Origin of the sequence: Pseudomonas sp. Sample_23 (assembly GCF_004307595.1) — a bacterium.
GTDB classification, from domain to species: Bacteria; Pseudomonadota; Gammaproteobacteria; order Pseudomonadales; family Pseudomonadaceae; genus Aquipseudomonas; species Aquipseudomonas atacamensis.
The window spans coordinates 60,593-87,239 of sequence record NZ_RCNX01000033.1 but is presented as its reverse complement, the minus strand read 5'-3'; the positions used below and the strand labels follow the sequence as shown (position 1 = coordinate 87,239).

General features: G+C 60.6%; 25 protein-coding genes and 1 pseudogene. 20 read left to right on the top strand and 6 right to left on the bottom strand.

The window, feature by feature from the left end:
• Nucleotides 1-408 precede the first annotated feature (408 nt).
• On the top strand, nt 409-1,995 hold the full coding sequence (locus D8U82_RS07180; protein WP_130901949.1) for an ABC transporter substrate-binding protein: 1,587 nt from the start codon (nt 409-411) through the stop codon (nt 1,993-1,995).
• A gap of 147 nt (nt 1,996-2,142) precedes the next feature.
• On the opposite strand, the gene radC is transcribed toward D8U82_RS07180, so the two are convergent.
• The gene (radC, locus tag D8U82_RS07175; protein ID WP_016772552.1) at nt 2,143-2,817 is read right to left on the bottom strand and encodes a DNA repair protein RadC; all 675 of its coding nucleotides are present in this window, start codon (nt 2,815-2,817) and stop codon (nt 2,143-2,145) included.
• Between the two features lie 133 nt (nt 2,818-2,950).
• Here radC and coaBC point away from each other — a divergent pair, with 133 nt between their 5' ends.
• The 6 genes and pseudogenes from coaBC (at nt 2,951) to D8U82_RS07140 (ending at nt 8,565) form a co-directional block, all read left to right on the top strand.
• Nucleotides 2,951-4,159 (top strand): bifunctional phosphopantothenoylcysteine decarboxylase/phosphopantothenate--cysteine ligase CoaBC, encoded by a 1,209-nt coding sequence (coaBC, locus tag D8U82_RS07170; RefSeq protein ID WP_130901964.1) that lies wholly within the window; start codon nt 2,951-2,953, stop codon nt 4,157-4,159.
• A 5-nt stretch (nt 4,160-4,164) separates the two neighbouring features.
• Nucleotides 4,165-4,620, top strand: coding sequence for a dUTP diphosphatase (dut, locus tag D8U82_RS07165; protein ID WP_016772550.1), 456 nt, complete (start codon nt 4,165-4,167; stop codon nt 4,618-4,620).
• A gap of 239 nt (nt 4,621-4,859) precedes the next feature.
• Nucleotides 4,860-6,263 (top strand): annotated as a pseudogene (locus tag D8U82_RS07160) (phosphomannomutase/phosphoglucomutase); the annotation flags it as partial.
• A 17-nt stretch (nt 6,264-6,280) separates the two neighbouring features.
• A complete protein-coding gene (gene argB / locus D8U82_RS07155; RefSeq protein ID WP_016772548.1) occupies nt 6,281-7,186 on the top strand; it encodes an acetylglutamate kinase in 906 nt (301 codons plus the stop codon).
• A 436-nt stretch (nt 7,187-7,622) separates the two neighbouring features.
• Complete coding sequence (locus tag D8U82_RS07145) at nt 7,623-8,195, top strand: hypothetical protein (RefSeq protein WP_016772546.1); 573 nt, start codon at nt 7,623-7,625, stop codon at nt 8,193-8,195.
• A complete protein-coding gene (locus D8U82_RS07140) occupies nt 8,182-8,565 on the top strand; it encodes a hypothetical protein (protein WP_016772545.1) in 384 nt (127 codons plus the stop codon). The genes D8U82_RS07145 and D8U82_RS07140 overlap by 14 nt, the downstream gene beginning before the upstream one ends.
• Before the next feature lie 141 nt (nt 8,566-8,706).
• On the opposite strand, the gene pyrE is transcribed toward D8U82_RS07140, so the two are convergent.
• Entirely contained in the window at nt 8,707-9,351 is a 645-nt protein-coding gene (pyrE, locus tag D8U82_RS07135; RefSeq protein WP_016772544.1) for an orotate phosphoribosyltransferase, read from the bottom strand.
• An 82-nt stretch (nt 9,352-9,433) separates the two neighbouring features.
• Here pyrE and D8U82_RS07130 point away from each other — a divergent pair, with 82 nt between their 5' ends.
• Nucleotides 9,434-10,213, top strand: a complete 780-nt coding sequence (locus tag D8U82_RS07130; RefSeq protein WP_016772543.1) for an exodeoxyribonuclease III — start codon at nt 9,434-9,436, stop codon at nt 10,211-10,213.
• Between the two features lie 65 nt (nt 10,214-10,278).
• Here the strand turns inward: D8U82_RS07130 and gltS are convergent, their stop codons facing one another.
• From gltS to rph, 3 genes are all read right to left on the bottom strand, one after another.
• The gene (gene gltS, locus D8U82_RS07125) at nt 10,279-11,487 is read right to left on the bottom strand and encodes a sodium/glutamate symporter (RefSeq protein ID WP_024014798.1); all 1,209 of its coding nucleotides are present in this window, start codon (nt 11,485-11,487) and stop codon (nt 10,279-10,281) included.
• A 369-nt stretch (nt 11,488-11,856) separates the two neighbouring features.
• Nucleotides 11,857-12,225, bottom strand: coding sequence for a DUF4870 domain-containing protein (locus tag D8U82_RS07120; RefSeq protein WP_016772541.1), 369 nt, complete (start codon nt 12,223-12,225; stop codon nt 11,857-11,859).
• 24 nt (nt 12,226-12,249) lie between these two features.
• Complete coding sequence (gene rph / locus D8U82_RS07115) at nt 12,250-12,972, bottom strand: ribonuclease PH (RefSeq protein ID WP_024014799.1); 723 nt, start codon at nt 12,970-12,972, stop codon at nt 12,250-12,252.
• 268 nt (nt 12,973-13,240) lie between these two features.
• Between rph and D8U82_RS07110 the strand changes: the two genes are divergently transcribed.
• From D8U82_RS07110 to D8U82_RS07085, 6 genes are all read left to right on the top strand, one after another.
• Nucleotides 13,241-14,104: a YicC/YloC family endoribonuclease gene (locus D8U82_RS07110; RefSeq protein ID WP_016770639.1), complete on the top strand. Its 864-nt coding sequence runs from the start codon at nt 13,241-13,243 to the stop codon at nt 14,102-14,104.
• Nucleotides 14,105-14,115: 11 nt separating this feature from the next.
• Nucleotides 14,116-14,736 (top strand): guanylate kinase, encoded by a 621-nt coding sequence (gene gmk / locus D8U82_RS07105; RefSeq protein ID WP_039757364.1) that lies wholly within the window; start codon nt 14,116-14,118, stop codon nt 14,734-14,736.
• Between the two features lie 168 nt (nt 14,737-14,904).
• Nucleotides 14,905-15,168: a DNA-directed RNA polymerase subunit omega gene (gene rpoZ / locus D8U82_RS07100; protein WP_008030604.1), complete on the top strand. Its 264-nt coding sequence runs from the start codon at nt 14,905-14,907 to the stop codon at nt 15,166-15,168.
• Nucleotides 15,169-15,225: 57 nt separating this feature from the next.
• The gene (gene spoT, locus D8U82_RS07095) at nt 15,226-17,331 is read left to right on the top strand and encodes a bifunctional GTP diphosphokinase/guanosine-3',5'-bis pyrophosphate 3'-pyrophosphohydrolase (protein ID WP_007920338.1); all 2,106 of its coding nucleotides are present in this window, start codon (nt 15,226-15,228) and stop codon (nt 17,329-17,331) included.
• Between the two features lie 24 nt (nt 17,332-17,355).
• Nucleotides 17,356-17,736, top strand: coding sequence for a RidA family protein (locus D8U82_RS07090; protein ID WP_014340863.1), 381 nt, complete (start codon nt 17,356-17,358; stop codon nt 17,734-17,736).
• A 65-nt stretch (nt 17,737-17,801) separates the two neighbouring features.
• The gene (locus D8U82_RS07085) at nt 17,802-18,542 is read left to right on the top strand and encodes a hypothetical protein (protein WP_024014801.1); all 741 of its coding nucleotides are present in this window, start codon (nt 17,802-17,804) and stop codon (nt 18,540-18,542) included.
• Nucleotides 18,543-18,629: 87 nt separating this feature from the next.
• On the opposite strand, the gene D8U82_RS07080 is transcribed toward D8U82_RS07085, so the two are convergent.
• On the bottom strand, nt 18,630-19,484 hold the full coding sequence (locus D8U82_RS07080; protein ID WP_130901948.1) for an SDR family oxidoreductase: 855 nt from the start codon (nt 19,482-19,484) through the stop codon (nt 18,630-18,632).
• A gap of 188 nt (nt 19,485-19,672) precedes the next feature.
• Here D8U82_RS07080 and exbB point away from each other — a divergent pair, with 188 nt between their 5' ends.
• From exbB to D8U82_RS07050, 6 genes are all read left to right on the top strand, one after another.
• Entirely contained in the window at nt 19,673-20,626 is a 954-nt protein-coding gene (exbB, locus tag D8U82_RS07075) for a tonB-system energizer ExbB (RefSeq protein WP_130901947.1), read from the top strand.
• A 6-nt stretch (nt 20,627-20,632) separates the two neighbouring features.
• Entirely contained in the window at nt 20,633-21,061 is a 429-nt protein-coding gene (gene exbD / locus D8U82_RS07070) for a TonB system transport protein ExbD (RefSeq protein WP_016772535.1), read from the top strand.
• Nucleotides 21,058-21,804: an energy transducer TonB gene (locus D8U82_RS07065; protein ID WP_042608108.1), complete on the top strand. Its 747-nt coding sequence runs from the start codon at nt 21,058-21,060 to the stop codon at nt 21,802-21,804. The genes exbD and D8U82_RS07065 overlap by 4 nt, the downstream gene beginning before the upstream one ends.
• A 276-nt stretch (nt 21,805-22,080) precedes the next feature.
• Nucleotides 22,081-23,010: a hydrogen peroxide-inducible genes activator gene (locus D8U82_RS07060; RefSeq protein WP_024014805.1), complete on the top strand. Its 930-nt coding sequence runs from the start codon at nt 22,081-22,083 to the stop codon at nt 23,008-23,010.
• 9 nt (nt 23,011-23,019) lie between these two features.
• Entirely contained in the window at nt 23,020-25,095 is a 2,076-nt protein-coding gene (gene recG / locus D8U82_RS07055) for an ATP-dependent DNA helicase RecG (RefSeq protein WP_016772532.1), read from the top strand.
• Nucleotides 25,096-25,174: 79 nt separating this feature from the next.
• On the top strand, nt 25,175-26,575 hold the full coding sequence (locus D8U82_RS07050; RefSeq protein WP_073470910.1) for an aminoacyl-tRNA deacylase and HDOD domain-containing protein: 1,401 nt from the start codon (nt 25,175-25,177) through the stop codon (nt 26,573-26,575).
• The last annotated feature ends 72 nt before the right edge of the window (nt 26,576-26,647 follow it).

Here is a 26,647-nt window from a genome sequence, read left to right as displayed (position 1 = left end):
GGTTGGCCGCTTAATCTCTCAGTCATTTGGCGCCAGGCGCCGCGTTTCTTTAGAGGTCTTACCGGCTACACCTACAGTGAAGGAACCGGGCCCCTAGAAAAGAGCGCTGCTTTATACCAGAAAGACCGGGGTGCAACAACAATCGGTGTGCAATCAATCGGCAAAAGGGCGATTTTTTCCGCCGCAGACGCCTTGGACAAAGGCTGCGGCCAGTTTTGACCACTCGTCGCAGAAATCCCGCCCTACAGCCGATTCAGACTTTTCATCTGGCTGCCCACGCTCGAAACCGCGCAAGAGTGCGCCTGAAAATGCAAAAAGGGGATAGTCATTTGCAATTCAGAGCTCTAGGGTAGGACTTTTCCAGACTGCACTTGCAGATGGGCCTTCGATCTGTAAAGGAAACCGACCATGCGCCTCGCTGCCCTACCCCTGTTACTCGCTCCGCTGTTGCTGAGCCCCCTCGCCCAGGCCGCCGCGTTGAGCGTGTGTACCGAGGCCAGTCCCGAAGGGTTCGACGTGGTGCAGTACAACTCGCTGACCACCACCAATGCTTCGGCTGACGTACTGATGAACCGCTTGGTGGATTTCGACACCGCCAGTGGCAAGGTCATCCCGAGCCTGGCCGACAGCTGGGAAGTCAGCACCGACGGCCTCACCTATGTGTTCAAACTGCACCCGCAGGTGAAATTTCATACAACCGACTACTTCAAACCGAGCCGCGAGCTGAGCGCTGAAGACGTCAAGTTCAGCTTCGACCGCATGCTCGACCCGGCCAACCCGTGGCACAAGGTCGCCCAGAGCGGCTTCCCCCATGCGCAGTCGATGCAACTGCCGACCCTGATCAAGAAGATCGACGCCCTCGACCCGCTGACCGTGCGTTTTACCCTCGACCATCCGGATTCGACCTTCCTCGCGACGCTGAGCATGGGTTTCGCCTCGATCTATTCCGCCGAATATGCCGACAAACTGATGAAGGCCGGCGCCACCGACAAACTCAACAGCCAGCCGATCGGCACCGGCCCGTTCGTGTTCAATCGCTTCCAGAAAGACGCGGCGATTCGCTACAAGGCCAATCCGGACTATTTCCGTGGCAAGCCTGCGGTCGACCCGTTGATCTTCGCCATCACGCCGGACGCCAACGTGCGCCTGCAAAAGCTGCGACGCAATGAATGCCAGATCGCCCTGTCGCCAAAACCACTGGACGTACAGGCTGCGCTGAAGGAGCCGACGCTGAAAGTCGAAAAGACTGACGCGTTCATGACCGCTTTCGTGGGCATCAACAGCCAGCATCCGCCACTGGACAAACCGGAAGTGCGCCAGGCGATCAACCTCGCTTTCGACAAGGCCAACTACATCAAAGCCGTGTTCGAAGACACCGCCGAAGCGGCCAACGGCCCGTACCCGCCGAACACCTGGAGCTACGCCAAGAACCTGCCGGGCTATCCGCACGACGTGGCCAAAGCCAAGGCGCTGCTGGCCAAGGCCGGCTTGAAGGATGGCTTCCAGACCACAATCTGGACGCGTCCATCAGGCAGCCTGCTCAACCCAAACCCAAGTCTCGGCGCGCAGATGTTGCAGTCGGATCTGGCCGAGATCGGCATCCAGGCGGAGATCCGCGTGATCGAGTGGGGCGAACTGATTCGCCGCGCCAAGGCCGGCGAACACGACCTGCTGTTCATGGGCTGGGCCGGCGACAACGGCGACCCGGACAACTTCCTCACCCCGCAGTTTTCCTGCGCGGCGGTGAAATCCGGGACCAACTTCGCGCGGTACTGCAACGCCGATCTGGACAAGCTGATCAGCGCCGGCAAGACCACCAGCGAGCAAGGCGTGCGCACCAAGCTGTATGAACAGGCACAGGCACAGATCCAGCAGCAGGCGTTGTGGCTGCCACTGGCGCACCCAACGGCCTACGCTTTGACGCGCAAGGATGTTCAGGGTTATTCCGTCAGCCCGTTCGGCCGGCAGGATTATTCCAAGATCAGCCTCAAATAACCTGTCTGACACAAACCGGTGGATGTAAACAATCTGTGGGAGCGAGCCTGCTCGCGAAAGCGGTCTGTCAGCAAACAATGATGCTGACTGATAAAACGCCTTCGCGAGCAGGCTCGCTCCCACAAGGTCCAGAATTGGCGCCGAGAACTACATCCAGCCACACTCCGCCATCGACAGCGGTTCGCCGTCTCCGACGATGAAGTGATCGAGCACTCGCACGTCAATCAGCTCCAGCGCTTTCTGCAGGCGCTTGGTCAGCAGCCGATCGGCCTGACTCGGATCGGTGTTGCCGGACGGATGGTTGTGACACAGGATCACCGCTGCGGCGTTATTGGCCAGCGCGCGCTTCACCACCTCCCTAGGGTGCACGCTGGTATTGTCGATCGAGCCGCGAAACAGCGCCTCGAAATTCAGCACCTGATGCTTTGAATCGAGAAACAGGCAGCCGAACACCTCGTGCGGCTCATGCCGCAGCATCGCCTTGAGGTAATCGCGGACGACTTGGGGGTTCTCCAGTGCCGGCTTCTGTCGTGAGCGCTCGGCCAGATGGCGCTTGCTCATTTCCTGCGCGGCTTGCAGCTGGGCGAACTTGGCCGGGCCGAGGCCCATTTGTTTGCTGAATGCGTCCTGATCGGCCTCAAGCAACAAACGCAGGCCACCGAATTGCGTCAGCAGATGTCTGGCAAGGTCGACTGCGCTTTTTCCGGGCAATCCGGTGCGCAGAAAAATCGCCAACAGCTCAGCGTCCGAAAGACTCCCTGCGCCGTGTTCCAACAGCCTTTCCCGCGGCCGTTCCGCCGCCGGCCAATCGCGAATACTCATAGCACCTCCTTGTCTGTGGGCGCCGCTGTTCCGTAGCGGTCGCTGTGATATCGTAGCCCATCTTTTTGGCGGTCGATTCAACCCTGGGGAGGGGCATCGCACCGCAGTCATCAACGAAATGAAAGGCAGACCTATGCAGCGGCTGTATCGGAAACGCATCGTTCTGGGCGTCGGCGGCGGCATTGCGGCCTACAAGAGCGCCGATCTGGTTCGCCGCCTGATCGACCAGGGTGCCGAAGTGCGCGTGGTCATGACCCATGGCGGCGCCGAATTCATTACCCCGCTGACCATGCAGGCCCTGTCGGGCCACCCGGTTCACCTCGACTTGCTCGACCCTGCCGCCGAAGCCGCCATGGGCCATATCGAGCTGGCGAAATGGGCCGATCTGGTACTGATCGCCCCGGCCACCGCCGACCTGATCGCCCGCCTGGCCCAAGGCATTGCCAACGATCTGCTGACCACGCTGGTGCTGGCCACCGACGCTGTGGTTGCTGTCGCGCCAGCGATGAACCAGGCGATGTGGCGCGACCCGGCGACCCAGACCAACCTGCAACTGTTGGAGAGCCGTGGCCTGAAGACTTTCGGCCCGGCCTCGGGCAGCCAGGCCTGCGGCGACGTCGGCATGGGCCGCATGATGGAGGCCACCGATCTGGCGCTGCTCGCCGCCGATTGCTTCCAGCGCCAGGCCCTGACCGGCAAGCATGTGGTGATCACCGCCGGCCCGACTCAGGAAAACATCGACCCGGTGCGCTACATCACCAACCACAGCTCCGGCAAAATGGGTTTTGCCCTCGCCGAAGCAGCCGTGGAAGCCGGCGCCCGTGTCACTTTGATCAGCGGCCCGGTGCACTTGCCGACGCCTGATCGCGTGACGCGGATCGATGTGGTCAGCGCCCGCGACATGCTCGCCGCCTGCGAATCGGCCATGCCTTGCGACGTGTTCATCTCGTCGGCAGCGGTGGCGGACTACCGCCCGGAAGTAGTAGCTCCGCATAAACTCAAGAAAGATCCTACGAGCGGCGACGGCTTCGTCCTGCAAATGGTGCGCAACCCGGACATCCTTGCCACCATCGCGACCCGTCCCGACCGTCCGTTCAGTGTCGGCTTCGCCGCCGAAACCGAACACCTGCTCGACTACGCTGCACGCAAGCTGAAGGACAAGAATCTCGATCTGATCGTCGCCAACGACGTCGCCAACCCGAGCATCGGTTTCAACAGCGAAGAAAACGCCTGCAGCGTCATCGACCGTGAGCTGCACGCCACGGTTTTCGCCCAGACCAGCAAGAGCAAGATCGCTCGTCAACTGGTCACTTTTATCGCCGAACGTCCGAACCAGGTTTAATTTACATGCACGCTTTGCAAGCCAAGATCCTCGATCCACGCATCGGCACCGAATTCCCGCTGCCGCAATACGCCACTCCGGGCTCCGCCGGCCTCGACCTGCGCGCCATGCTGGAACAGGACATCGTGATCAAACCGGGTGAAACCGTGCTGATCCCCACCGGCCTGTCGGTCTATATCGGCGACCCGAATCTCGCCGCGCTGATCCTGCCGCGCTCGGGCATGGGCCACAAACATGGCATCGTGCTGGGCAATCTGGTCGGCCTGATCGACTCCGACTACCAGGGCCCGCTGATGGTCTCCTGCTGGAACCGCGGCCAGAGCGACTTCACCATGACCGTCGGCGAACGTCTGGCGCAATTGGTGCTCGTGCCGGTGGTGCAGGCGCATTTCGAAATGGTTGAAGAGTTTGTCGAGACCGAGCGCGGTACCGGTGGTTTTGGCCATACCGGCACCAAATAACCGGATAAAAATTATTGTGGTGAGGGGGTTTATCCCCTCACCACAAAAAATGCGCTACATCGGCAGCAGGTTTTAACACCGTAAATCAAGGTTTTGCCGGCCGAAAGCCACGCCAGCCGGGGCGTCATGGCCCTTTCATAGCACGAACTCTCTGTGGAAAACGCCGTCATACCCTTCAGTTTGAGCCTGCCGTCGAACATTTCGCCGGTCTGTCCCGCCCTTTTCGAGATGGAGCATGTCCACAGATGAGCACCCCCGCCAAGATCGCCCCGAAGCTGCCTGACAGTATTTTCCGCGCCTACGACATTCGCGGCACTGTGCCGGAATTCCTCAACGGCGAAACCGCCTACTGGATCGGCCGTGCCATCGGCTCGCAGAGCCTGGCCCAGGGCGAACCGAATGTTTCGGTCGGTCGCGACGGTCGCCTGTCCGGCCCGGAGCTGGTCGCGGAACTCATTCGCGGCATCGCCGAGAGCGGTTGCCACGTCAGCGATGTCGGCCTGGTGCCAACGCCAGCGCTGTATTACGCCGCCAACGTACTGGCCGGCAAGTCCGGGGTGATGCTCACCGGTAGCCACAATCCGTCGAACTACAACGGTTTCAAAATCGTCATCGCCGGCGACACCCTCGCCAACGAGCAGATTCAGGTGCTGCACGAACGCATCAAGAACAACGACCTGAGCACTGGCCAGGGCAGCGTCACCCAGGTCGAAATCCTCGACCGCTACAACACCGAAATCGTCCAGGACATCAAACTGGCCCGTCGCCTGAAAGTCGTGGTCGACTGCGGCAACGGCGCGGCCGGCGTGATCGCCCCGCAACTGATCGAAGCGCTGAACTGCGAAGTCATCCCGCTGTTCTGCGAAGTCGACGGCAACTTCCCTAACCATCACCCGGATCCGGGCAAACCGGAAAACCTTGTCGACCTGATCGCCAAGGTCAAGGAAACCAACGCCGATATCGGCCTGGCCTTCGACGGTGACGGCGACCGCGTCGGCGTGGTGACCAACACCGGCAGTATCGTCTACCCGGACCGTCTGCTGATGCTGTTCGCTCGCGACGTAGTGGCGCGCAACCCGGACGCGGAAATCATCTTCGACGTCAAATGCACTCGCCGTTTGGTGCCGCTGATCAAGGAATACGGCGGTCGGCCGCTAATGTGGAAGACCGGTCACTCGTTGATCAAAAAGAAAATGAAACAATCCGGCGCGCTGTTGGCCGGCGAAATGAGCGGGCACATCTTCTTCAAGGAGCGCTGGTTCGGTTTCGACGACGGCATCTACAGCGCCGCACGTCTGCTGGAGATCCTCAGCAAGGAAAAATCCACCGCGGAAGAGCTGTTTGCGACCTTCCCGAACGATATTTCCACGCCGGAAATCAATATCCATGTGACCGAAGAGAGCAAATTCAGCATCATTGATGCACTGCACGATGCTCAGTGGGGCGAAGGCGCCGACCTGACCACCATCGACGGCGTGCGGGTCGATTACGCCAAAGGCTGGGGCCTGGTGCGCGCGTCCAACACCACACCGGTGCTGGTGCTGCGCTTCGAGGCCGATGACGAGGCTGAATTGCAGCGCATCAAGGATGTGTTCCACGCCCAACTGAAACGCGTTGCACCTGATCTCCAACTACCGTTCTGATCCACCCGGAGCCCTGAATGACCCTCGAACGCGAAGCCGCCGCCAACACTGCCAAGGTCCTGTCCGAAGCGCTGCCTTACATCCGACGCTATGTCGGCAAGACCCTGGTGATCAAATACGGCGGCAACGCGATGGAAAGCGAGGAGCTGAAAACCGGCTTCGCCCGCGACATCGTGCTGATGAAAGCCGTGGGCATCAACCCGGTGGTCGTGCACGGCGGCGGCCCGCAGATCGGTGACCTGCTCAAGCGCCTGTCGATCGAAAGCCATTTCGTCGACGGCATGCGCGTCACCGACGCGGCGACCATGGACGTGGTGGAAATGGTCCTTGGCGGTCAGGTCAACAAAAGCATCGTCAACCTGATCAACCGCCATGGCGGCAGCGCCATCGGCCTGACCGGTAAGGATGCCGGGCTGATTCGCGCGAAGAAGCTCACCGTCTCCCGTCAGACCCCGGAGATGACCCAGCCGGAAATCATCGACATCGGCCACGTTGGCGAAGTCGTCGGCATCAATACCGAGCTGCTGAACCTGCTGGTCAAAGGCAACTTCATCCCGGTCATCGCACCGATTGGCGTCGGTGAAAACGGTGAGTCGTACAACATCAACGCCGACCTGGTGGCGGGCAAGGTTGCCGAAGCGCTGAAAGCTGAAAAGCTGATGCTGCTGACCAACATTGCCGGCCTGATGGACAAGTCGGGCACCGTGTTGACCGGCCTGAGCACGCAGCAGGTCGACGACCTGATCGCTGACGGCACGATCTACGGCGGCATGCTGCCGAAGATCCGCTGCGCACTGGAAGCGGTTCAGGGTGGGGTTGGCAGTTCGTTGATCATCGACGGTCGTGTACCGAACGCGATTCTGCTGGAAATCTTCACTGATACCGGTGTGGGTACGCTGATCAGTAATCGCAAGCGTCCTTGATGGCTGATCGCTGAAAGCAAAAGATCGCAGCCTTCAACAGCTCCTACAGGGATTTCGCACACGCGAGAATCCGCTTTTGTAGGAACTGACGAAGGCTGCGATCTTTTTATGCGCGCAGGAAAAGCCTGACTCCACACAGCGAAACGTCCGACATCCCTTCAGAATAAATCTCCATAGGATCTTCCCCTCATCCAACGGAGATCTTCCCATGCAAAAAAACAGCGTTCCTTACGGCAGTGACATTTCGGCTGGCACTTACGCCTGCGTGGACTGCGGCCGAGAATATTCAGCCCCTTCGCAGACTTCGATGCCGCCCTGCCCTGACTTCACCGAAGCCTCTCACCCACTCAAGGGCTGGAAAGTGCTCACCGGCCAAGGAGATGCACCCCAGGATCCCTACCCAGCCGCCAGCGACAAATAACCGGAGCGGCGACTCATGCAGATCTCGTTCACGATCGACGCCGACGCTTTCGAGCAGGAACAGAAGGAACCGGTGAAAAAGACCTTGCGCATCGGCGACGCTGAAATCGCCCATGCGCTGGAGCGCATCGCCAAAGCCAGCCTGACCGAATACCTGAAAATGCTGGTCGAGGGCGGCATGCCCAGCCGGGCCGACGAAGCCAAGCAGGATCGCCTGCTGTATCTGATTCAGAGTTACTTCGGGCAAACCCTGCCGACCGAATCGCAGATCTCGACGATCTTTCAGCTGACCCAGAGCCAAAGCAAAACCCTGTTGAAAAACACCGTTTCGCGTTTTCGCAATCAGCTCGACGACATCCTGCAGCACAGCATGCGCGCAGTAATCCAGTCCGCCGAGCATGCGCAAAACGTGTTTCTGGTGGTGATCAGCTCGGACGTGATCCGCGATGAATTGAACATGCTCATCACCCAGAACGAGCCGACCTTCAAACCCATCACCAAACGCAAGGGCAGCGCCGGGCAGTTCGAGATCAGCGAAGATTCCCACGCATTGCTCTGTGCAACGCTGGGTCTGAATGCCGTTCAGTGACATCGTCGCGGTCAGTGGCTTGCTGCTGACCCTGACCACGTTCATGTTCAATCTGGCGTGGCCGGCGCTCAATGAAGCGCTGGCTGAGGATGAATTTCAAAAAGGTTCGCAGGGCCGCAAGCGCAGTCGAGACAAGGTGATGGCTGCTTTCTACTGGCGAGCATTGCCATTGACGTGCGCTTTCGTGGCGCTGTTTTACGTTAACTTGCCGGCAGCAGTCGGGATCATGCGCAGCAGCACGCTGGACCTGTGGGATTTCGATGTGGATCGCACGTTGTACGTGATGGTGGTTGTTGCGCTGCTGGTGTTTGCGCTAGTGAACGCTGCATTGGCGCTGAGACTGCTGATGAAATGGCGAAATCTGCGTTGATCGCCAACAAAAAAAGGCCCGGTTGAGCCTGCCTGAACCGGGTCTTTTTTCTGTGGGAGCGAGCCTGCTCGCAAACGCCTAATGTGCCTCACATCGCTGACAGGTGACGGCCATTCGCGAGCAGGCTCGCTCCCACATTGGTCACACGCCAAACTGCGCGCGGTACGCTTCCACGGCTGGCAAATGCTGTTTGAGCTGCGGATCGTCGGCGAGGAACTCCAGCACCTGATTCAGCGAGACAATGCTGATCACCGGGATGCCGAAGTCGCGCTCGACTTCCTGGATTGCCGACAACTCGCCGTTGCCACGCTCCTGACGGTTCAGTGCGATCAGCACACCGGCGGCCTTGGCGCCGTCCTGGGAAGCGATGATCTGCATCACTTCACGAATCGCGGTGCCGGCGGTGATTACGTCGTCGATGATCAAGACTTCGCCAGTCAGCGGTGCGCCAACCAGGCTGCCGCCCTCGCCGTGGGCCTTGGCTTCCTTGCGGTTGAAGCACCATGGCAGGTCACGGCCGTGATGTTCGGCCAGCGCAACGGCGGTCGTGGCCGCCAGCGGAATGCCTTTATAAGCTGGGCCAAACAGGACGTCGAAGGAGATGCCGCTTTCGGCGATGGCGGCGGCGTAGAAACGCCCCAGCTGCGCCAGGGCCGAACCGGAGTTGAACAGGCCGGCATTGAAGAAGTAGGGACTGGTGCGCCCGGACTTCAGGGTGAACTCACCGAAGCGCAAAACGCCGCGATCGATGGCAAAACGAATGAAATCGCGCTGATACGCTTGCATGAAAAAAACCCCAAATACCACGGATTTAGCTAATTAGCTTGACGCCGTGTATCATACACGCACGCGATTTTTGGGGCCATTTATGCGGATCATCAGTGTGAACGTCAATGGTATTCAGGCGGCAGTCGAGCGCGGTTTGCTCAGTTGGCTGCAAGCCCAGAATGCCGACGTCATCTGCCTGCAGGACACCCGTGCCTCCGCCTTTGAACTGGATGACCCAGCCTTCCAACTGGATGGCTACTTCCTTTATGCCTGCGATGCTGAAGTCCCTGCCCAAGGCGGCGTGGCTTTGTATTCGCGGTTGCAACCGAAGGCTGTCATCAGCGGTCTCGGTTTCGAGACGGCCGACCGCTACGGGCGCTACCTGCAAGCAGATTTCGACAAAGTCAGTATTGCCACCTTGCTGTTTCCTTCGGGGATGAACGGCGATGAAGACTTGAACCAGAAGTTCAAGCTCATGGACGATTTCGGCAAGTACCTGGACAAACAGCGACGCAAACGTCGCGAGTACATTTATTGTGGCTCGCTGTACGTTGCGCAGCAGAAACTCGACATCAAGAACTGGCGAGACAGCCAGCAATCTCCAGGCTTCCTGGCGCCGGAGCGCGCCTGGATGGACGAGATTGTCGGCAACATGGGCTATGTCGATGCGCTGCGCGAAGTCAGCCGCGAAGGCGACCAGTACAGCTGGTGGCCGGATAACGAACAGGCCGAGATGCTCAATCTGGGCTGGCGTTTCGATTATCAGATCCTGACCCCGGGCCTGCGTCGCTCGGTGCGCAGTGCACGCCTGCCGCGTCAGCCACGGTTCTCGCAGCACGCGCCGCTGATCGTCGACTACGACTGGACGCTGACCATCTAAGCGTCCTCGCAGCCAAAAAAATGCCCGCATCGTGAGATGCGGGCATTTTTTATGCGCCATGCTTTCTAGACGGCAGCGAAGAATGGCAAGGCCAGGTACAGCTTGATCACGATGACGTTAACGATATCGATGAAGAACGCTCCTACCATCGGCACTACCAGAAACGCGATCTGCGATGGCCCATAGCGCTGCGTCACCGCTTGCATGTTGGCAATCGCCGTCGGCGTGGCGCCCAGACCGAAGCCACAATGTCCCGCAGCCAGCACTGCGGCATCGTAGTTGCTGCCCATCACCCGGAACGTCACGAAAATAGCGAACAGCGCCATGACCAGCGCCTGCACGGCCAGAATGATAAAGATCGGCAATGCCAACGCCGCCAGATCCCAAAGCTTCAGCGACATCAGCGCGATCGCCAGAAACAGCGAGAGGCTGACATTGCCGAGCACGGAAACTTCACGCTCGAACACCTGATACAAGCCAAGTGCTGACAGACTGTTGCGCAACACCACACCTACAAACAGCACGCAAACAAACGTCGGCAGTTCGAACGCAGTGCCATGCAGCAAGCCATTCAGAAGGTTGCCAGCGAGCAGGCTGACGGCAATTAGCGCCAGCGTCTCGACGAACGAAAACGGCGTGATCGAGCGTTCCTTGTTTGGCTGTTCAAAGCCTTTCGGCAGTCGCGGCGCTTGCTGGGGACTGCAGCCCGGCACTTCCACGCGCTTGATCAGCAACCGCGCGACGGGCCCACCGATCAGCCCACCGAGCACCAGACCGAACGTCGCTGAGGCCAGCGCCAGCTCTGAAGCCGACGCCAGGCCATATTTCTCGCTGAATACCGCGCCCCATGCGGCGCCAGTACCGTGGCCGCCGGCCAATGTGATCGAACCCGTCAGCAAGCCCATCAAAGGATCGAGTCCGAGCAAGGTTGCCAATCCGATGCCCATGGCGTTCTGCACCACCAGCAAGCCAATGACCGCCAGCAGGAAGATGCCGACGATGCGCCCGCCCTTTTTCAGGCTGGCAAGGTCGGCACTCAAGCCAATCGTGGCAAAGAACGCCAACATCAACGGTGTTTGCAATGATGTATCGAAGCGAACTTCAATATCGAACGTACGCAATATCAACAGGAGCACAGCAACCACCAGGCCACCCGCTACCGGTTCAGGAATATTGTAACTTCGCAGAAAGCCGACACGCGCAACAAGTCCGCGTCCGAGCAGTAGTACTAAAGAAGCGGCCACGAGCGTGCCGTAGAAATCGAGCTCAATCATGTGGATTATTCTTGGCTAAGTATTCACGAGGCGAGCGTTTACCTGGGCTCGACGGGTGAACCGGCTGATTTTATCAACACTGATTACTGGGGAATTCAAGTGCCATCGATGGCTTGAACATATCGAAATGTTTCAATCGAAACATTGCATCGGGCAACTTTAACAACCCGCTCGCGTCAATAACAAGAACGAGAATAAGCACGTGGTCGATCAGTTGTGACCAAACATGTAATAGAGAAATATCAGCAAATAAATGCCAAACCGCACATCGTTAAAAGACTAGTCCTACAACAAAAACCAATTATTGAGTTGCACAAATAAAAATGCCCGATAAGCCGGGGCATTTCCATATTGCGATACAAGAGACTGTTACTTGATCAGTCGCCAAGTGAACGGATATCTGTACGGGAAACCTTCGTTGGCTTTGACCCCTGCAATGATCGTCAGGACCAATGCCGCGATTGCAAGCAAACCAAAGAGGAAGAAACCAATGATCAGCAGCATGAGCAGGAAGCAGATCATTGAGGCTATCGCCACCGTGATCTGAAAATTCAGCGCCTCTTTACCCTGCGCATCGATGAACGGGTCCTTCTCGCGCTTCATCTGCCAAAGGATCAGCGGCCCGATCAGATTGCCGAACGGAATCCAGATCCCCAGCAAGGCGGACAAGTGACAGAACATCGCCCACTGGCGAACCTCCTGGCTCGGTTTGGGCAGCAACTCTTGCTCGTCACTCATCACGTCCTCCTTGTGGTCAAAATCTCAGTCGGCCAGCGCAGCCTTCTGCAATTCGAAGATTTCGTTCATGCCCTGCTTGGCCAGTTCCAGCATGGCATTGAGCTCATCAGGCTGGAACGGCGCGCCTTCAGCGGTGCCCTGCACTTCGATGAAGCCGCCGGTGCTGGTCATCACCACGTTCAGGTCGGTTTCAGCTGCAGAATCTTCAAGATAGTCCAGATCCAGCACCGGCTCGCCCTGGTACATGCCGACCGAGACCGCACCGATCATCTGCTTGAGCGGGTCACCGCCTTTCAGGCCGCCGCGCTTCTTGATCACTTTCAGGGCATCGACCAGCGCAACCATGGCGCCGGTGATGGACGCGGTGCGAGTACCGCCATCGGCCTGGATCACGTCGCAATCGACGTACAGGGTCACGTCGCCGAGCTTGGACATATCCAGTGCCGCGCGCAGGGAGCGGCCGATCAGGCGCTGGATTTCCAGAGTACGACCGCCCTGCTTGCCACGACTGGCTTCACGCTGGTTACGCTCGCCGGTGGCGCGCGGCAGCATGCCGTACTCGGCAGTCAACCAGCCCTGGCCCTGACCTTTGAGGAAACGCGGCACGCCGTTTTCGACGCTGACGGTGCAGATGACTTTGGTATCACCGAATTCGACCAGTACGGATCCCTCGGCGTGTTTGGTGTAGTTGCGGGTGATGCGGATCGAGCGGAGCTGATCGGCAGCGCGACCACTTGGACGTTTCATAGGGATACCTGTACTGAGGACGGAAAACTGCCGAGCATTATAGAGCGCTGCACCGCGAGTGGGCACTGGTTAAAACCGCCGGCCGACGACCGAAGCCCCTCAAGCGCGCATAACCGACGGGCTGCAGCGCTTTGTCACACCGTGTGTTTGGGCGCATTCGCCGCACTGCGCTACAATCCTGCGCCTTTGCTGCCAGTCGGCTTAAATTCATTGAAATCGCGCCTGCGAAACAGCGTTTCGCGCCGATCTGCATTGCGAGGTCACCGCCATGGTGCACAGCATGACCGCCTTCGCCCGCGTCGAGAAAGCCGGCGTTCAGGGCACCCTGAGCTGGGAACTGCGCTCGGTCAACAGCCGCTATCTGGAACCGCATCTGCGTTTGCCCGAATCGTTCCGCGACCTCGAAGGCGCCGTGCGTGAAGCGCTGCGTCAGGGCCTGTCGCGAGGCAAACTGGAGTGCACGCTGCGCTTCACCGAAGAAAGCACCGGCAAACCGCTGCAAGTGGACCGCGAGCGCGCCGCGCAACTGGTGGCCGCTGCGGAAACCGTTGCCGGGCTGATCAAGAATCCGGCTGCGCTGAATCCGCTGGAAGTGCTGGCCTGGCCCGGCGTGCTGGTGGCCGATGCGACCGACCCGCAAGCGCTGAACGCCGAAGCGCTGGCGCTGTTCAATCAGGGCTTGAAGGATCTGAAGGCTGGCCGCGAGCGCGAAGGCGCGGAGCTGGCTCGCTTGATCAACGACCGCCTGACGTCCATCGAAGAAGACGTGGTGACCCTGCGAGAACTGGTGCCGCAGATGCTCGCCACCCAGCGCCAGAAGGTCCTCGACCGCTTCGCCGACATGAAGGCCGAGCTCGACCCGCAGCGCCTGGAACAGGAAATGGTCATCCTCGCGCAAAAAAGCGACGTGGCCGAAGAACTGGATCGCCTGAGCACTCACATCATCGAAGTTCGCCGGGTGCTCAAGTCCGGTGGTGCCGCCGGGCGGCGTCTGGACTTCCTGATGCAGGAGCTCAACCGCGAGGCCAACACACTGGGCTCCAAAGCCTTCGACCCGCGCAGCACCCAGGCCGCCGTCAACCTCAAGGTGTTGATCGAGCAGATGCGCGAACAAGTGCAGAATATTGAGTAAGGCTACCTGACATGACCCAACACACCGGCACCCTGTACATCATTTCCGCGCCATCGGGCGCGGGCAAGAGCAGTCTGGTCAAGGCGTTGACCGACGCCGATCCGGAGATTCGCGTTTCCGTTTCGCACACCACCCGCGCCATGCGCCCGGGCGAAGTGGATGGCGTGAACTACCACTTCGTGACCCGCGAAGAGTTCGTGAAGATGGGCGAGCACGGCGACTTTCTTGAGCGCGCCGAAGTCTTCGGCAACTTCTACGGCACCTCGCAAAGCCGCCTGCAGCAGACCCTGGACGAAGGTCACGACCTGATTTTGGAAATCGACTGGCAAGGCGCCGAGCAAGTGCGCAAGCTGATGCCGCAGGCGCGCTCGATCTTCATCCTGCCGCCATCGCTGCAAGCCCTGCACCAGCGCCTGACCAACCGTGGCCAGGACAGCGACGAGATCATCGACGGCCGCATGCGCGAAGCAGTCAGCGAGATGAGCCATTACGTCGACTACGATTACCTGATCATCAACGACGATTTCGCCCACGCGCTGGACGATCTGAAAGCGATTTTCCGCGCCAATCAGCTGCAACAGAAACGCCAGCAAGTGCGTTTCGGCAAATTGCTGGCTGAATTGCTCGGCTGAAACAGCACTTCCCAAAATGCCTGCAAGCGCTTTACATTGGTGCTTGCAGCGCGTTGAAGGGTCTGGTCAAAAAATCAGCGCTTCCCTAATCGCTGGTGATTTTTTAAACTGCTCAGTCCGCTCGCCCAACCGGGCAGCGCGCATATTGCATTCGCTCCGAGGAATACCATGGCCCGCGTAACCGTTGAAGACTGCCTAGAACACGTGGAAAACCGCTTTGAGCTGGTCATGCTCTCTACCAAGCGTGCCCGTCAACTGGCCACCGGCGGCAAAGAGCCATTGGTGCAGTGGGAAAACGACAAGCCGACCGTTGTCGCGCTGCGTGAAATTGCTGAAGGCCTGATGAGCTACGAGTTCATCGCCGAGCAGGAAATCGTCCAGGATGAACCGCTGTTCGCAGCGTTCGAGGACGAGTCGAACGAGGCCGTCTAAGCCTATGCCTGGTCGACGTAGCACGGCGCGGGGTCACAGCTTTCGGCAGGATTCATCATGCCGAGCATAGACGCCCTCGCCGATCGCTTATCGACCTACCTCGGCAACGACCAGGTCAACCTGGTCCGCCGAGCGTATTTCTACGCCGAACAAGCCCATGACGGTCAACGCCGTCGCAGCGGCGAGGCGTATGTCACGCATCCTCTTGCCGTGGCCAATATTCTTGCCGACATGCACATGGACCATCAGAGCCTGATGGCCGCGATGCTGCATGACGTGATCGAAGACACCGGTATCGCCAAGGAAGCGCTGCAAGCGCAGTTCGGTGAAACCGTGGCCGAACTGGTCGACGGGGTCAGCAAACTGACCCAGATGAACTTCGAGACCAAGGCCGAAGCCCAGGCGGAAAACTTCCAGAAAATGGCCATGGCCATGGCGCGCGACATCCGGGTGATCCTGGTCAAGCTCGCCGACCGTCTGCACAACATGCGCACGCTGGAAGTGCTGTCCGGCGAAAAGCGCCGACGCATCGCCAAGGAAACCCTCGAAATCTACGCGCCCATTGCCAACCGGCTGGGGATGCACGCGATCCGCATCGAGTTCGAAGACCTCGGCTTCAAGGCAATGCACCCGATGCGTTCCGCGCGGATCTACCAGGCGGTCAAGCGCGCCCGGGGCAACCGCAAGGAAATCGTCAACAAGATCGAAGAGTCCCTCGGTCACTGCCTCGCCATCGACGGCATCCAGGGCGAAGTCAGCGGTCGGCAGAAACACCTCTACGGCATCTACAAGAAAATGCGCGGCAAGCGACGGGCCTTCAACGAGATCATGGACGTTTACGCGTTCCGGATCATCGTCGACAAGGTCGATACCTGCTACCGCGTATTGGGTGCTGTGCATAATTTGTACAAACCGTTGCCAGGGCGTTTCAAGGATTACATCGCGATCCCCAAGGCCAACGGCTATCAGTCGCTGCACACCACGCTGTTCGGCATGCACGGTGTACCGATCGAGATCCAGATCCGCACCCGCGAAATGGAAGAGATGGCCAACAACGGCATCGCCGCCCATTGGCTGTACAAATCCAGCGGCGACGAGCAGCCGAAAGGCACGCACGCCCGCGCCCGCCAGTGGGTCAAAGGCGTGCTGGAAATGCAGCAACGCGCCGGCAACTCGCTGGAATTCATCGAAAGCGTGAAGATCGACCTGTTCCCGGACGAGGTCTACGTGTTCACGCCCAAAGGCCGAATCATGGAGCTGCCAAAAGGCTCCACGGCGGTCGATTTTGCCTACGCGGTACATACCGACGTCGGCAACAGCTGCATCGCCTGCCGCATCAACCGTCGTCTCGCGCCGCTGTCCGAACCGCTGCAAAGCGGCTCCACGGTCGAGATCGTCAGCGCCCCCGGCGCCCGGCCGAACCCGGCGTGGCTCAACTTCGTCGTTACTGGCAAGGCGCGCACGCACATTCGTCATGCGCTGAAACTGCAGCGCCGCTCCGAGTCCATCAGCCTCGGCGAACGCCTGCTGAACAAGGTCCTCAACGGTTTCGACAGCTCCCTGGAGAAGATCCCGGCAGAGCGCGTCAAGGCAATGCTTACCGAGTACCGCCTCGAACTGATCGAAGACCTGCTCGAAGACATTGGCCTGGGCAACCGCATGGCCTACGTGGTCGCCCGTCGCCTGCTTGGCGAAGGCGAGCAGCTGCCGAGCCCGGAAGGTCCGCTGGCGATTCGCGGCACCGAAGGCCTGGTGCTCAGCTACGCCAAGTGCTGCACGCCGATCCCCGGCGACCCGATTGTCGGGCACCTGTCGGCGGGCAAAGGCATGGTCGTGCACCTGGATAACTGCCGCAACATCAGTGAAATCAGGCACAACCCGGAAAAATGCATCCAGCTCTCGTGGGCCAAGGATGTCACCGGCGAATTCAACGTCGAGCTGCGCGTCGAGCTGGAACACCAGCGCGGTCTGATCGCCCTGCTGGCCAGCAGCGTCAACGCGGCCGACGGCAATATCGAGAAAATCAGCATGGACGAACGCGATGGTCGCATCAGCGTCGTGCAGTTGGTGGTCAGCGTTCACGACCGTGTGCACCTGGCCCGCGTGATCAAGAAACTGCGCGCTTTGACCGGGGTGATCCGCATCACCCGCATGCGTGCATAACCTGCCTATTACAAGGAGTCCTACATGACCAAAACCGTCATCACCAGCGACAAGGCCCCGGCCGCCATCGGCACTTACTCCCAGGCGATCAAGGCAGGCAACACCGTTTACATGTCGGGCCAGATTCCTCTGGACCCGAAAACCATGGAACTGGTTGAGGGCTTCGAAGCCCAGACCGTCCAGGTCTTCGAGAACCTCAAAGCCGTGGCCGAAGCCGCCGGCGGTTCGTTCAAGGACATCGTCAAACTGAACATCTTCCTCACCGACCTGAGCCACTTCGCCAAGGTCAACGAGATCATGGGCAAGTACTTCGACCAGCCATACCCTGCCCGCGCCGCCATTGGCGTGGCCGCCCTGCCGAAGGGTGCGCAGGTTGAAATGGATGCCATTCTGGTCATCGAGTGATGCGCACGGCGCGGCCTCCACGCCGCGCCGACTGCCGCAAGAAAAGGTTTTGAAAGGATTCCACCATGCGCAAAGCGCTAGCTCTCTCGCTGCTCGCCCTGTTTCTCGGCGGCTGCGCCAGCGACCCTGCCGACCGTGACATCAGCGGCACCTGGATCAATCAGGTGGCAATCGATGCCGCCGCCAAGGGCGGTCCCCTGCGTGAAGCGCTGCAGGCTTACGGCCCGAATCTGGAATGGGACGTCAACACCAAGGCCGGTCAGGCCCGCTACACCAACGGTTTTGAGAACGTCGAAGGACGGCTGCTGGGCGAAGAGTCCGGCGCCTGGAAAGTCGACTTCTATGGCAGCTCCGCCAGCGAACTGAAACGCGACGGCGGACGTTTGCAGCAAGCTGCCAGTGACAACGAACCCGAACAAGTTTTCGATCGCGCACAGATCCCGGTGCCGGAAGGCGCTCCAATCGGTGCGAGCTTCGAACGTGCGCTGTATTCAGCGTATCTGGGCGGCAACTGGACCATCGCCAGCGGCCAGGGTGAAGGCGGCACCGTGCAGTTCCAGGCCGACGGTCAGGTGACCGGCCTGCCGGGCGTTGATCGTTATGCCTTGTGCCTGGCGGGCGATTGCGCATCGATGAGCAATGGCAATGACAGCATGTGGCTGCAACTCAATGGCCAGGGCAACAACTGGATCTTTGTGCGCAAGGGCAAGGAGCTGGAGATTCTGCAGGCAGTGAACGCTGCGCTAGCGGATGAGCAACCGCAGTTCGCCGCGGGCGAGCGCAAGTGGTTGCTGGAAAAGCAGTAACCCGCTGAAAAGATCGCAGCCTTCGGCAGCTCCTACTTTGGAATGCATTTTCCTGTAGGAGCTGCCGAAGGCTGCGATCTTTTGCTTTTAGCGACCTTCCAGGATCGCTGCATAGCCTTCGCGGTAGCTGGGATATTTCGGCACCCACCCCAACGCTTTCGCCCGCGCATTGCTGCAACGCTTGCTGCCGGTGCGCCGCACGCTGGCGTCTTCCGCCCATTCAGTCACACCCAGATATTCGCGCAACCAGCCCACCACTTCGGCCAACGGCGCCGGCGCGTCATCCACACCGATATAGAGCTGGTCCAGCTTGACGCCCTCGCGGTCTTTTTCCAGCAAGAACGCCAGCAGCCCCGCTGCATCATCGGCATGAATACGATTGCCATACAGCGGTGGCTCCGTAGCCACGCGATACCCGCGACGCACCTGGGTCAGCAGCCACTCGCGGCCCGGGCCGTAAATGCCGGTCAGGCGCAGCACGCTAGCCGGGATGCCGCTATTGAGCGCGACCTGCTCGGCTTCGAGCATCAAGCGACCTGAATATCCGGCCGCGACCGTCTCGGAGGTCTCATCCACCCATGCTCCGTCCTGCTGGCCGTACACGCTGCTGCTGGACACGAAGATCAGTCGCTCGGGCACTTGCCCATAGTCGTTCAGCCAGCTCAGCACGTTCTGCAAGCCTTGCACGTAGGCCTTGCGATAGCCCTCTTCGTCGTGATCGGTGGCCGCAGCGCAATACACCAGATAATCGACAGCACCTACCGGCCAGGTCGCCGGGCATTCTTCGTTGAACAGATCGCCGGCGACGCCGATGACACCCTCCGGCAGCTTGGAAACGTCGCGGCGCAGGCCATGGACTTGCCAGCCAGCCGCCAGCAGTTGCGTGGCCAGACGACTGCCGACATCACCACAACCGGCAATCAAAACAGAAGGCGCGGACATCAGAAAACTCCCATCAGAAAGGCACAGACTAGCTCTGGCCCAGGACGAACGGCTAGCAATGAAGGAAAAAAAGTTACTCTATTACTTTTGTTAACAAGAATTACTTGCAATAATGCATGCCACTTTTGTTCTCGGCCTCACGAGGCCTGGAAGAGCAACAACGTTTTTCTATCTCAGGTCCGGCCAGCATGACACGTAATCAAACTCCCGCTTCGCCAACCACTCGACCTCGCGCCTGGAGCGCTGTCGCGGCTCTGTTGCTCAGCCTGATGCTGGCACCGACCGCCGCCTTCGCCGACGCTCAAGCGCCCGCCACCCCAGCCGCCACCGAGCAGAGCGCAACCGCTGCCGCTCCGGCTGCACCGGCCGCCACCGATCCGGTGCAGGCTGTCGACGCGGCCGACGCACCTGAAGTCCTCGAAGCCGACAACACCTTGGGCATGGCCCACGACCTGTCGCCGTGGGGCATGTATCAGAACGCCGACATCATCGTGAAAATCGTGATGATCGGTCTGGCCATCGCATCGATCATCACCTGGACCATCTGGATCGCCAAAGGCTTCGAGCTGATGGGCGCCAAGCGTCGTCTGCGTGGCGAAATCGCCGCACTGAAAAAAGCCACCACACTCAAGGAAGCCAGCGCCACCGCTGGTAAAGAAGGCACCCTCGCCAACCTGCTGGTGCACGACGCGCTCGAAGAGATGCGCCTGTCGGTCAACAGCCGCGAGAAAGAAGGCATCAAGGAGCGCGTCAGCTTCCGCCTTGAGCGCCTCGTAGCGGCCTGCGGTCGCAACATGAGCAGCGGCACCGGCGTCCTCGCCACCATCGGTTCGACCGCACCGTTCGTCGGTCTCTTCGGTACCGTGTGGGGCATCATGAACTCGTTCATCGGCATCGCCAAAACCCAGACCACCAACCTCGCCGTTGTCGCACCGGGTATCGCTGAAGCCCTGCTGGCCACTGCACTGGGTCTGGTTGCGGCGATTCCTGCGGTAGTGATCTACAACGTCTTCGCCCGCTCCATCGCCGGTTACAAGGCGCAGGTCTCCGATGCCTCGGCAGAAGTCCTGCTGCTGGTCAGCCGCGATCTCGACCACCAGCCTGAGCGCAGCTCGCAGCCGCACATGGTTAAAGTGGGGTAATCGGCCATGGGCCTGCATTTGAAAGAAGGCGCAGACGACGATCTGGCCGAGAACCACGAAATCAACGTCACGCCGTTCATCGACGTGATGCTGGTGCTGTTGATCATCTTCATGGTGGCCGCGCCGTTGGCCACTGTGGACATCAAAGTCGACCTGCCCGCCTCGACCGCCAAACCGGCGCCGCGGCCAGAGAAACCGGTGTTCCTCAGTGTGAAAGCTGACCAGCGCCTGTTCCTCGGTGACGACGAAGTGAAAGCCGAAACCCTCGGCGCTACCCTCGACGCCAAGACCCAGGGCAAGAAAGACACCACCATCTTCTTCCAGGCCGACAAAGGCGTGGATTACGGCGACCTGATGAGCGTGATGGACAGCCTGCGCGCCGCCGGTTACCTGAAGGTCGGTCTGGTAGGTCTCGAGACGGCAGCCAAGAAATGATCACGACGCGCCATAAGCTGACGCGTTACAGCGGTAGCCTGGCCGTGGTGCTGGGTGTGCATGCGCTGGCCATCGCGCTGGCGCTGAACTGGACTGCCCGCCCGCCCATCGAATTGCCGCCGCAGGCAATGATGGTCGAGCTGGCCCCGTTGCCTGCCCCGCCACCGCCGGCTCCGCCGAAAGTCGTCACACCGCCGCAGCCACCGGCTCCGGTGGAAGAATTGCCGATTCCGAAACTGGCTGAAGCACCAAAAGCGGAAATCGCGGTACCCAAACCCAAGCCGAAGCCCAAGCCGAAACCGCCGAAGCCGGTCGAGAAAAAGCTGCCCGAGCCGCCGAAGGAAAAACCTTCTGAGGAGAAACCGGCCGATACTCAACCGACCCAGGCACCGACGGAGAAATCCGCCCAGCCTGCACCAGGTCCGTCGCCGGCTCAGTTGGCGGCCAAGGCCAGTTGGCAAGGCACCCTGCTCGCGCATCTGCAGAAGTACAAGAAGTACCCGCAGAGTGCGCAATCGCGTGGCAAGGAAGGCTTGAATCGTCTGCGCTTCGTGGTTGATGGCGAAGGTAATGTGCTGTCGTTCGAACTGGTGGGCCGCTCTGGCAACGCTGATCTGGACCGGGCCACCCTGGACATGATCCGCCGCGCCCAACCGCTGCCAAAGCCGCCGGCCGACATGCTCAACAACGGCTCGATCGAAATTGTTGCGCCGTTTGTTTATTCGCTCGAACGCCGCCGCTAAGCAACACCGCAATACCTGTGGGAGCTGGCTTGCTCGCGAAGGCGCCAGGTCAGTCAGAGCAGTTTCGTCTGACATACCGCATTCGCGAGCAAGCTCGCTCCCACAAAGTGATGCGCTAACCAGTAGATCCAGCCAAGAGGCACCGAAAGGTGCCTTTTGCGTATCTGCCAGCGGCAAACCGTCCTCGACCGGTGTCGCACTCAGCCCGCAGTCTGATAACGTGCGTCTATCGATTGCAGCCGGTATGCTTGGCGCGCATCTTCATGGACGCTTGCTATGACCCTCACAGAATTACGCTACATCGTTACCCTCGCCCAAGAGCAGCACTTCGGCCATGCCGCCGAGCGCTGCCACGTCAGTCAGCCGACGCTGTCGGTGGGCGTGAAAAAACTTGAAGACGAACTCGGTGTGCTGATTTTCGAGCGCAGCAAAAGCGCCGTGCGCCTGACCCCGGTCGGCGAAGGCATCGTCGCCCAGGCGCAGAAGGTCCTGGAACAGGCCCAAGGCATTCGCGAACTGGCCCAGGCCGGCAAGAATCAGCTGACCGCGCCGCTGAAAGTCGGCGCCATCTACACCGTCGGCCCGTACCTGTTCCCGCACCTGATCCCACAACTGCACCGGGTTGCCCCGCAGATGCCGTTGTACATCGAAGAAAACTTCACCCACGTGCTGCGCGACAAACTGCGCAACGGCGAACTCGACGCGATCATCATCGCCCTGCCGTTCAACGAAGCCGACGTGCTGACCCTGCCGCTGTACGACGAGCCGTTCTACGTCCTGATGCCGGCCCAGCACCCGTGGACCAAGAAAGAGTCCATCGACGCCGGCCTGCTCAATGACAAGAGCCTGCTGCTGCTCGGTGAAGGCCACTGCTTCCGCGATCAGGTGCTCGAAGCCTGCCCGACCCTGACCAAGGGCAACGACGGCGCCAAGCACACCACGGTCGAATCCAGCTCGCTGGAAACCATTCGCCACATGGTCGCGTCCGGCCTGGGCATCTCGATCCTGCCGCTGTCGGCGGTGGACAGCCATCACTACGCCCCGGGCGTGATCGAAGTGCGTCCACTGACCGCGCCGGTGCCGTTCCGCACCGTTGCGATCGCTTGGCGCGCGAGCTTCCCACGGCCGAAAGCCATCGAGATCCTCGCCGACTCCATTCGCCTGTGTTCGGTGGCCAAGCCTGCCGCGCCGGTTACGGCCGGTTAAGCGAGCGTCATGACGGAGCTGTCGCAAGTGTCGGTGACGGCACTCAAGGGTGTCGGCGAGGCCATGGCCGAGAAACTGGCAAAGGTCGGCCTCGAGAATCTGCAGGACGTGCTGTTCCACCTGCCGCTGCGTTATCAGGATCGCACCCGCGTGGTGCCGATCGGTGCGTTGCGGCCGGGACAGGACGCCGTGGTCGAAGGCACCGTCAGCGGCGCCGACGTGGTCATGGGCCGCCGGCGCAGCCTGGTCGTGCGCTTGCAGGACGGCACCGGCGGGCTGAGCCTGCGCTTCTACCATTTCAGCAACGCGCAGAAAGAAGGGCTCAAGCGCGGCACGCGGGTGCGCTGTTACGGCGAAGCCCGGCCCGGCGCCTCAGGCCTGGAAATCTATCATCCGGAATACCGCGCGATCACCGGTGATGAACCACCGCCAGTGGACGAAACCCTGACCCCGGTCTATCCGCTCACCGAAGGCCTGACCCAACAGCGCCTGCGCCAGTTGTGCATGCAGACTCTGACGCTGCTCAAGCCAAGCACCCTGCCCGACTGGTTGCCGACTGAGCTGGCCCGCGACTATCAATTGGCACCGCTGGCCGATGCGATCCGCTACCTGCACAACCCGCCCGCCGATGCTGACGTCGACGAACTCGCCCTTGGCCATCACTGGGCGCAGCATCGCCTGGCTTTCGAAGAACTGCTCACCCATCAACTGTCGCAACAGCGTCTGCGCGAAAGCATGCGTTCCCTGCGCGCGCCAGCGATGCCGAAAGCCACCAGGCTGCCGCCGAAATACCTGAAGAACCTCGGCTTCAGCCCAACCGGTGCTCAGCAGCGCGTCGGCAATGAAATTGCCTACGACCTCAGTCAGCACGAACCGATGTTGCGCCTGATTCAGGGTGACGTTGGTGCGGGGAAGACCGTGGTCGCCGCCCTCGCTGCACTGCAAGCGCTGGAGGCCGGTTATCAGGTCGCGCTGATGGCGCCGACCGAGATTCTCGCCGAACAGCACTTCATCACCTTCAAGCGCTGGCTCGAGCCGCTGGGCATTGAAGTCGCGTGGCTGGCCGGCAAGCTCAAGGGCAAGAACCGCGTCGCCGCTCTGGAGCAGATCGCCAGCGGAACACCAATGGTGGTCGGCACCCACGCGCTGTTTCAGGACGAAGTTCAGTTCAAGAACCTCGCATTGGTGATCATCGACGAACAGCACCGCTTCGGCGTGCAACAGCGTCTGGCGCTGCGGCAGAAAGGCGTCGGCGGGCGCATGTGCCCGCACCAACTGATCATGACCGCCACGCCGATTCCACGCACATTGGCGATGAGTGCCTACGCCGACCTCGACACCTCGATCCTCGATGAATTGCCGCCCGGCCGAACCCCGGTCAACACCGTGCTGGTCACCGACACCCGCCGCGTCGAAGTCATCGAACGGGTGCGCAGCGCCTGCGCCGAAGGACGTCAGGCCTATTGGGTCTGCACCTTGATTGAAGAATCCGAAGAGCTGACCTGCCAGGCCGCCGAAACCACGTTTGAAGACCTCACCGCCGCCCTCGGCGAATTGAAAGTCGGGCTGATTCACGGGCGCATGAAGCCGGCCGAGAAAGCCGCAGTGATGGCCGAGTTCAAGGCCGGCAACCTGCAACTGCTGGTCGCCACCACCGTGATCGAAGTCGGCGTCGACGTGCCCAACGCCAGCCTGATGATCATCGAAAACCCCGAGCGGCTCGGCCTCGCGCAACTGCACCAGTTGCGCGGTCGGGTTGGTCGGGGCAGCGCGGCCAGCCATTGTGTGCTGCTCTACCACCCGCCGCTGTCGCAGATCGGCCGTCAGCGTTTGGGCATCATGCGCGAGACCAACGACGGTTTCGTCATCGCCGAAAAAGACCTCGAACTGCGCGGCCCTGGGGAAATGCTCGGCACCCGTCAGACCGGCCTGCTGCAATTCAAGGTCGCCGACCTGATGCGCGACGCCGACCTGCTGCCCGCCGTGCGCGACGCCGCCCAGGCTTTGCTGGAGCGCTGGCCGACCCACGTCAGCCCACTGCTTGACCGTTGGCTGCGCCATGGGCAGCAATACGGCCAAGTGTGAGCACCGTCGCAGTTTGTGCAGGATCGTTCCTACAGAGCTGGTTATACTCCTGCCATTGTTTCAAAAACGGATACAGACCATGACCGAAGCTGCTCTCGTCCCCGAATCTCCGCAAGCTCCGTCTGTTATTCGGCTGCTGCTCAACAAGCTGGGCGTTGCCTACGAAGAAGTGCTCGACCACCACGGCCTCAATGCCTCGCGCAAGGTGCAGGCCGTGTTGCTGGACGACGCCGTGGGCGCGTTGATGGTGCTGTTTCCACAGAGCCAGTTGCTGGATCTCAATCGCCTCGCCGAACTCACTGGTCGCCGCCTCACAGCCGTGTCCACCGAGCGCCTGGAAAAGATGCTCGGCAAACACAATCTGAGCCTGCTGCCGGGCCTGCCGGCGCTGACCAGTTCGCCGTGCCTCTACGAAGAAAGCCTGCTGCGCGAGCCGAAGCTGCTGATCAACTCCGGCGAGCCGGGCCTGCTGCTGGAAATCAGCAGCGAAGACTTCAAATCGATGCTGACCAAAGCCAGCGCCGCCAACTTCGGCGAAGCCCTGAGCAGCATCCGCCCGAACCTCGACCGCCCGGACGATGACCGCGAGGAAATCACCCAGGCTGTGCAGGCGTTCACCGCGCGGCGCATTCAGCAACGTCTGGAAGCGACCATCGAGATTCCACCGCTGGCCGAAACCGCGCAAAAAATCATCAAGCTGCGCGTCGACCCCAACGCCACCATCGACGACATCACCGGCGTAGTCGAAACCGACCCGGCGCTGGCCGCGCAAGTGGTGAGCTGGGCGGCGTCGCCGTACTACGCCTCGCCGGGCAAGATTCGCTCGGTGGAAGACGCAATCGTTCGCGTGCTGGGTTTTGATCTGGTAATCAACCTCGCGCTGGGCCTGGCCCTCGGCAAGACCCTGAGCCTGCCGAAAGACCACCCGCAACACACCACGCCGTACTGGCAGCAGTCGATCTACACCGCCGCCGTCATCGAAGGCCTGACCCGCGCCATGCCCCGCGCCCAGCGCCCGGAAGCCGGCCTGACCTACCTCGCCGGTCTGCTGCACAACTTCGGTTACCTGTTGCTGGCCCACGTCTTTCCGCCGCACTTCTCACTGATCTGCCGCCACCTGGAGGTCAATCCGCATCTGTGCCACAGCTATATCGAGCAACACCTGCTGGGTATCAGCCGCGAACAGATCGGCTCGTGGCTGATGCGCTACTGGGACATGCCCGATGAACTGGCCACCGCCCTGCGCTTCCAGCACGACCCAAGCTACGACGGCGCCTACGCCGAATACCCGAACCTCGTCTGCCTGGCCGTACGCCTGCTGCGCAGCCGCGGGATCGGCTCCGGGCCGGATGAAGACATTCCGGATGCCCTGCTTGAACGCGTCGGCCTGAGCCGTGACAAAGCCAACGATGTCGTCAGCAAAGTGCTTGAGGCTGAAGTGCTGTTGCGTGAACTGGCTTCGCAGTTCAGCCAGGGCTGAAAAGCTCGCGGGCAAGCCCGCTCCCACAAGATCGATGCGATCCCCAGGAGCGGGTGTGTTGCGGCCAACTGT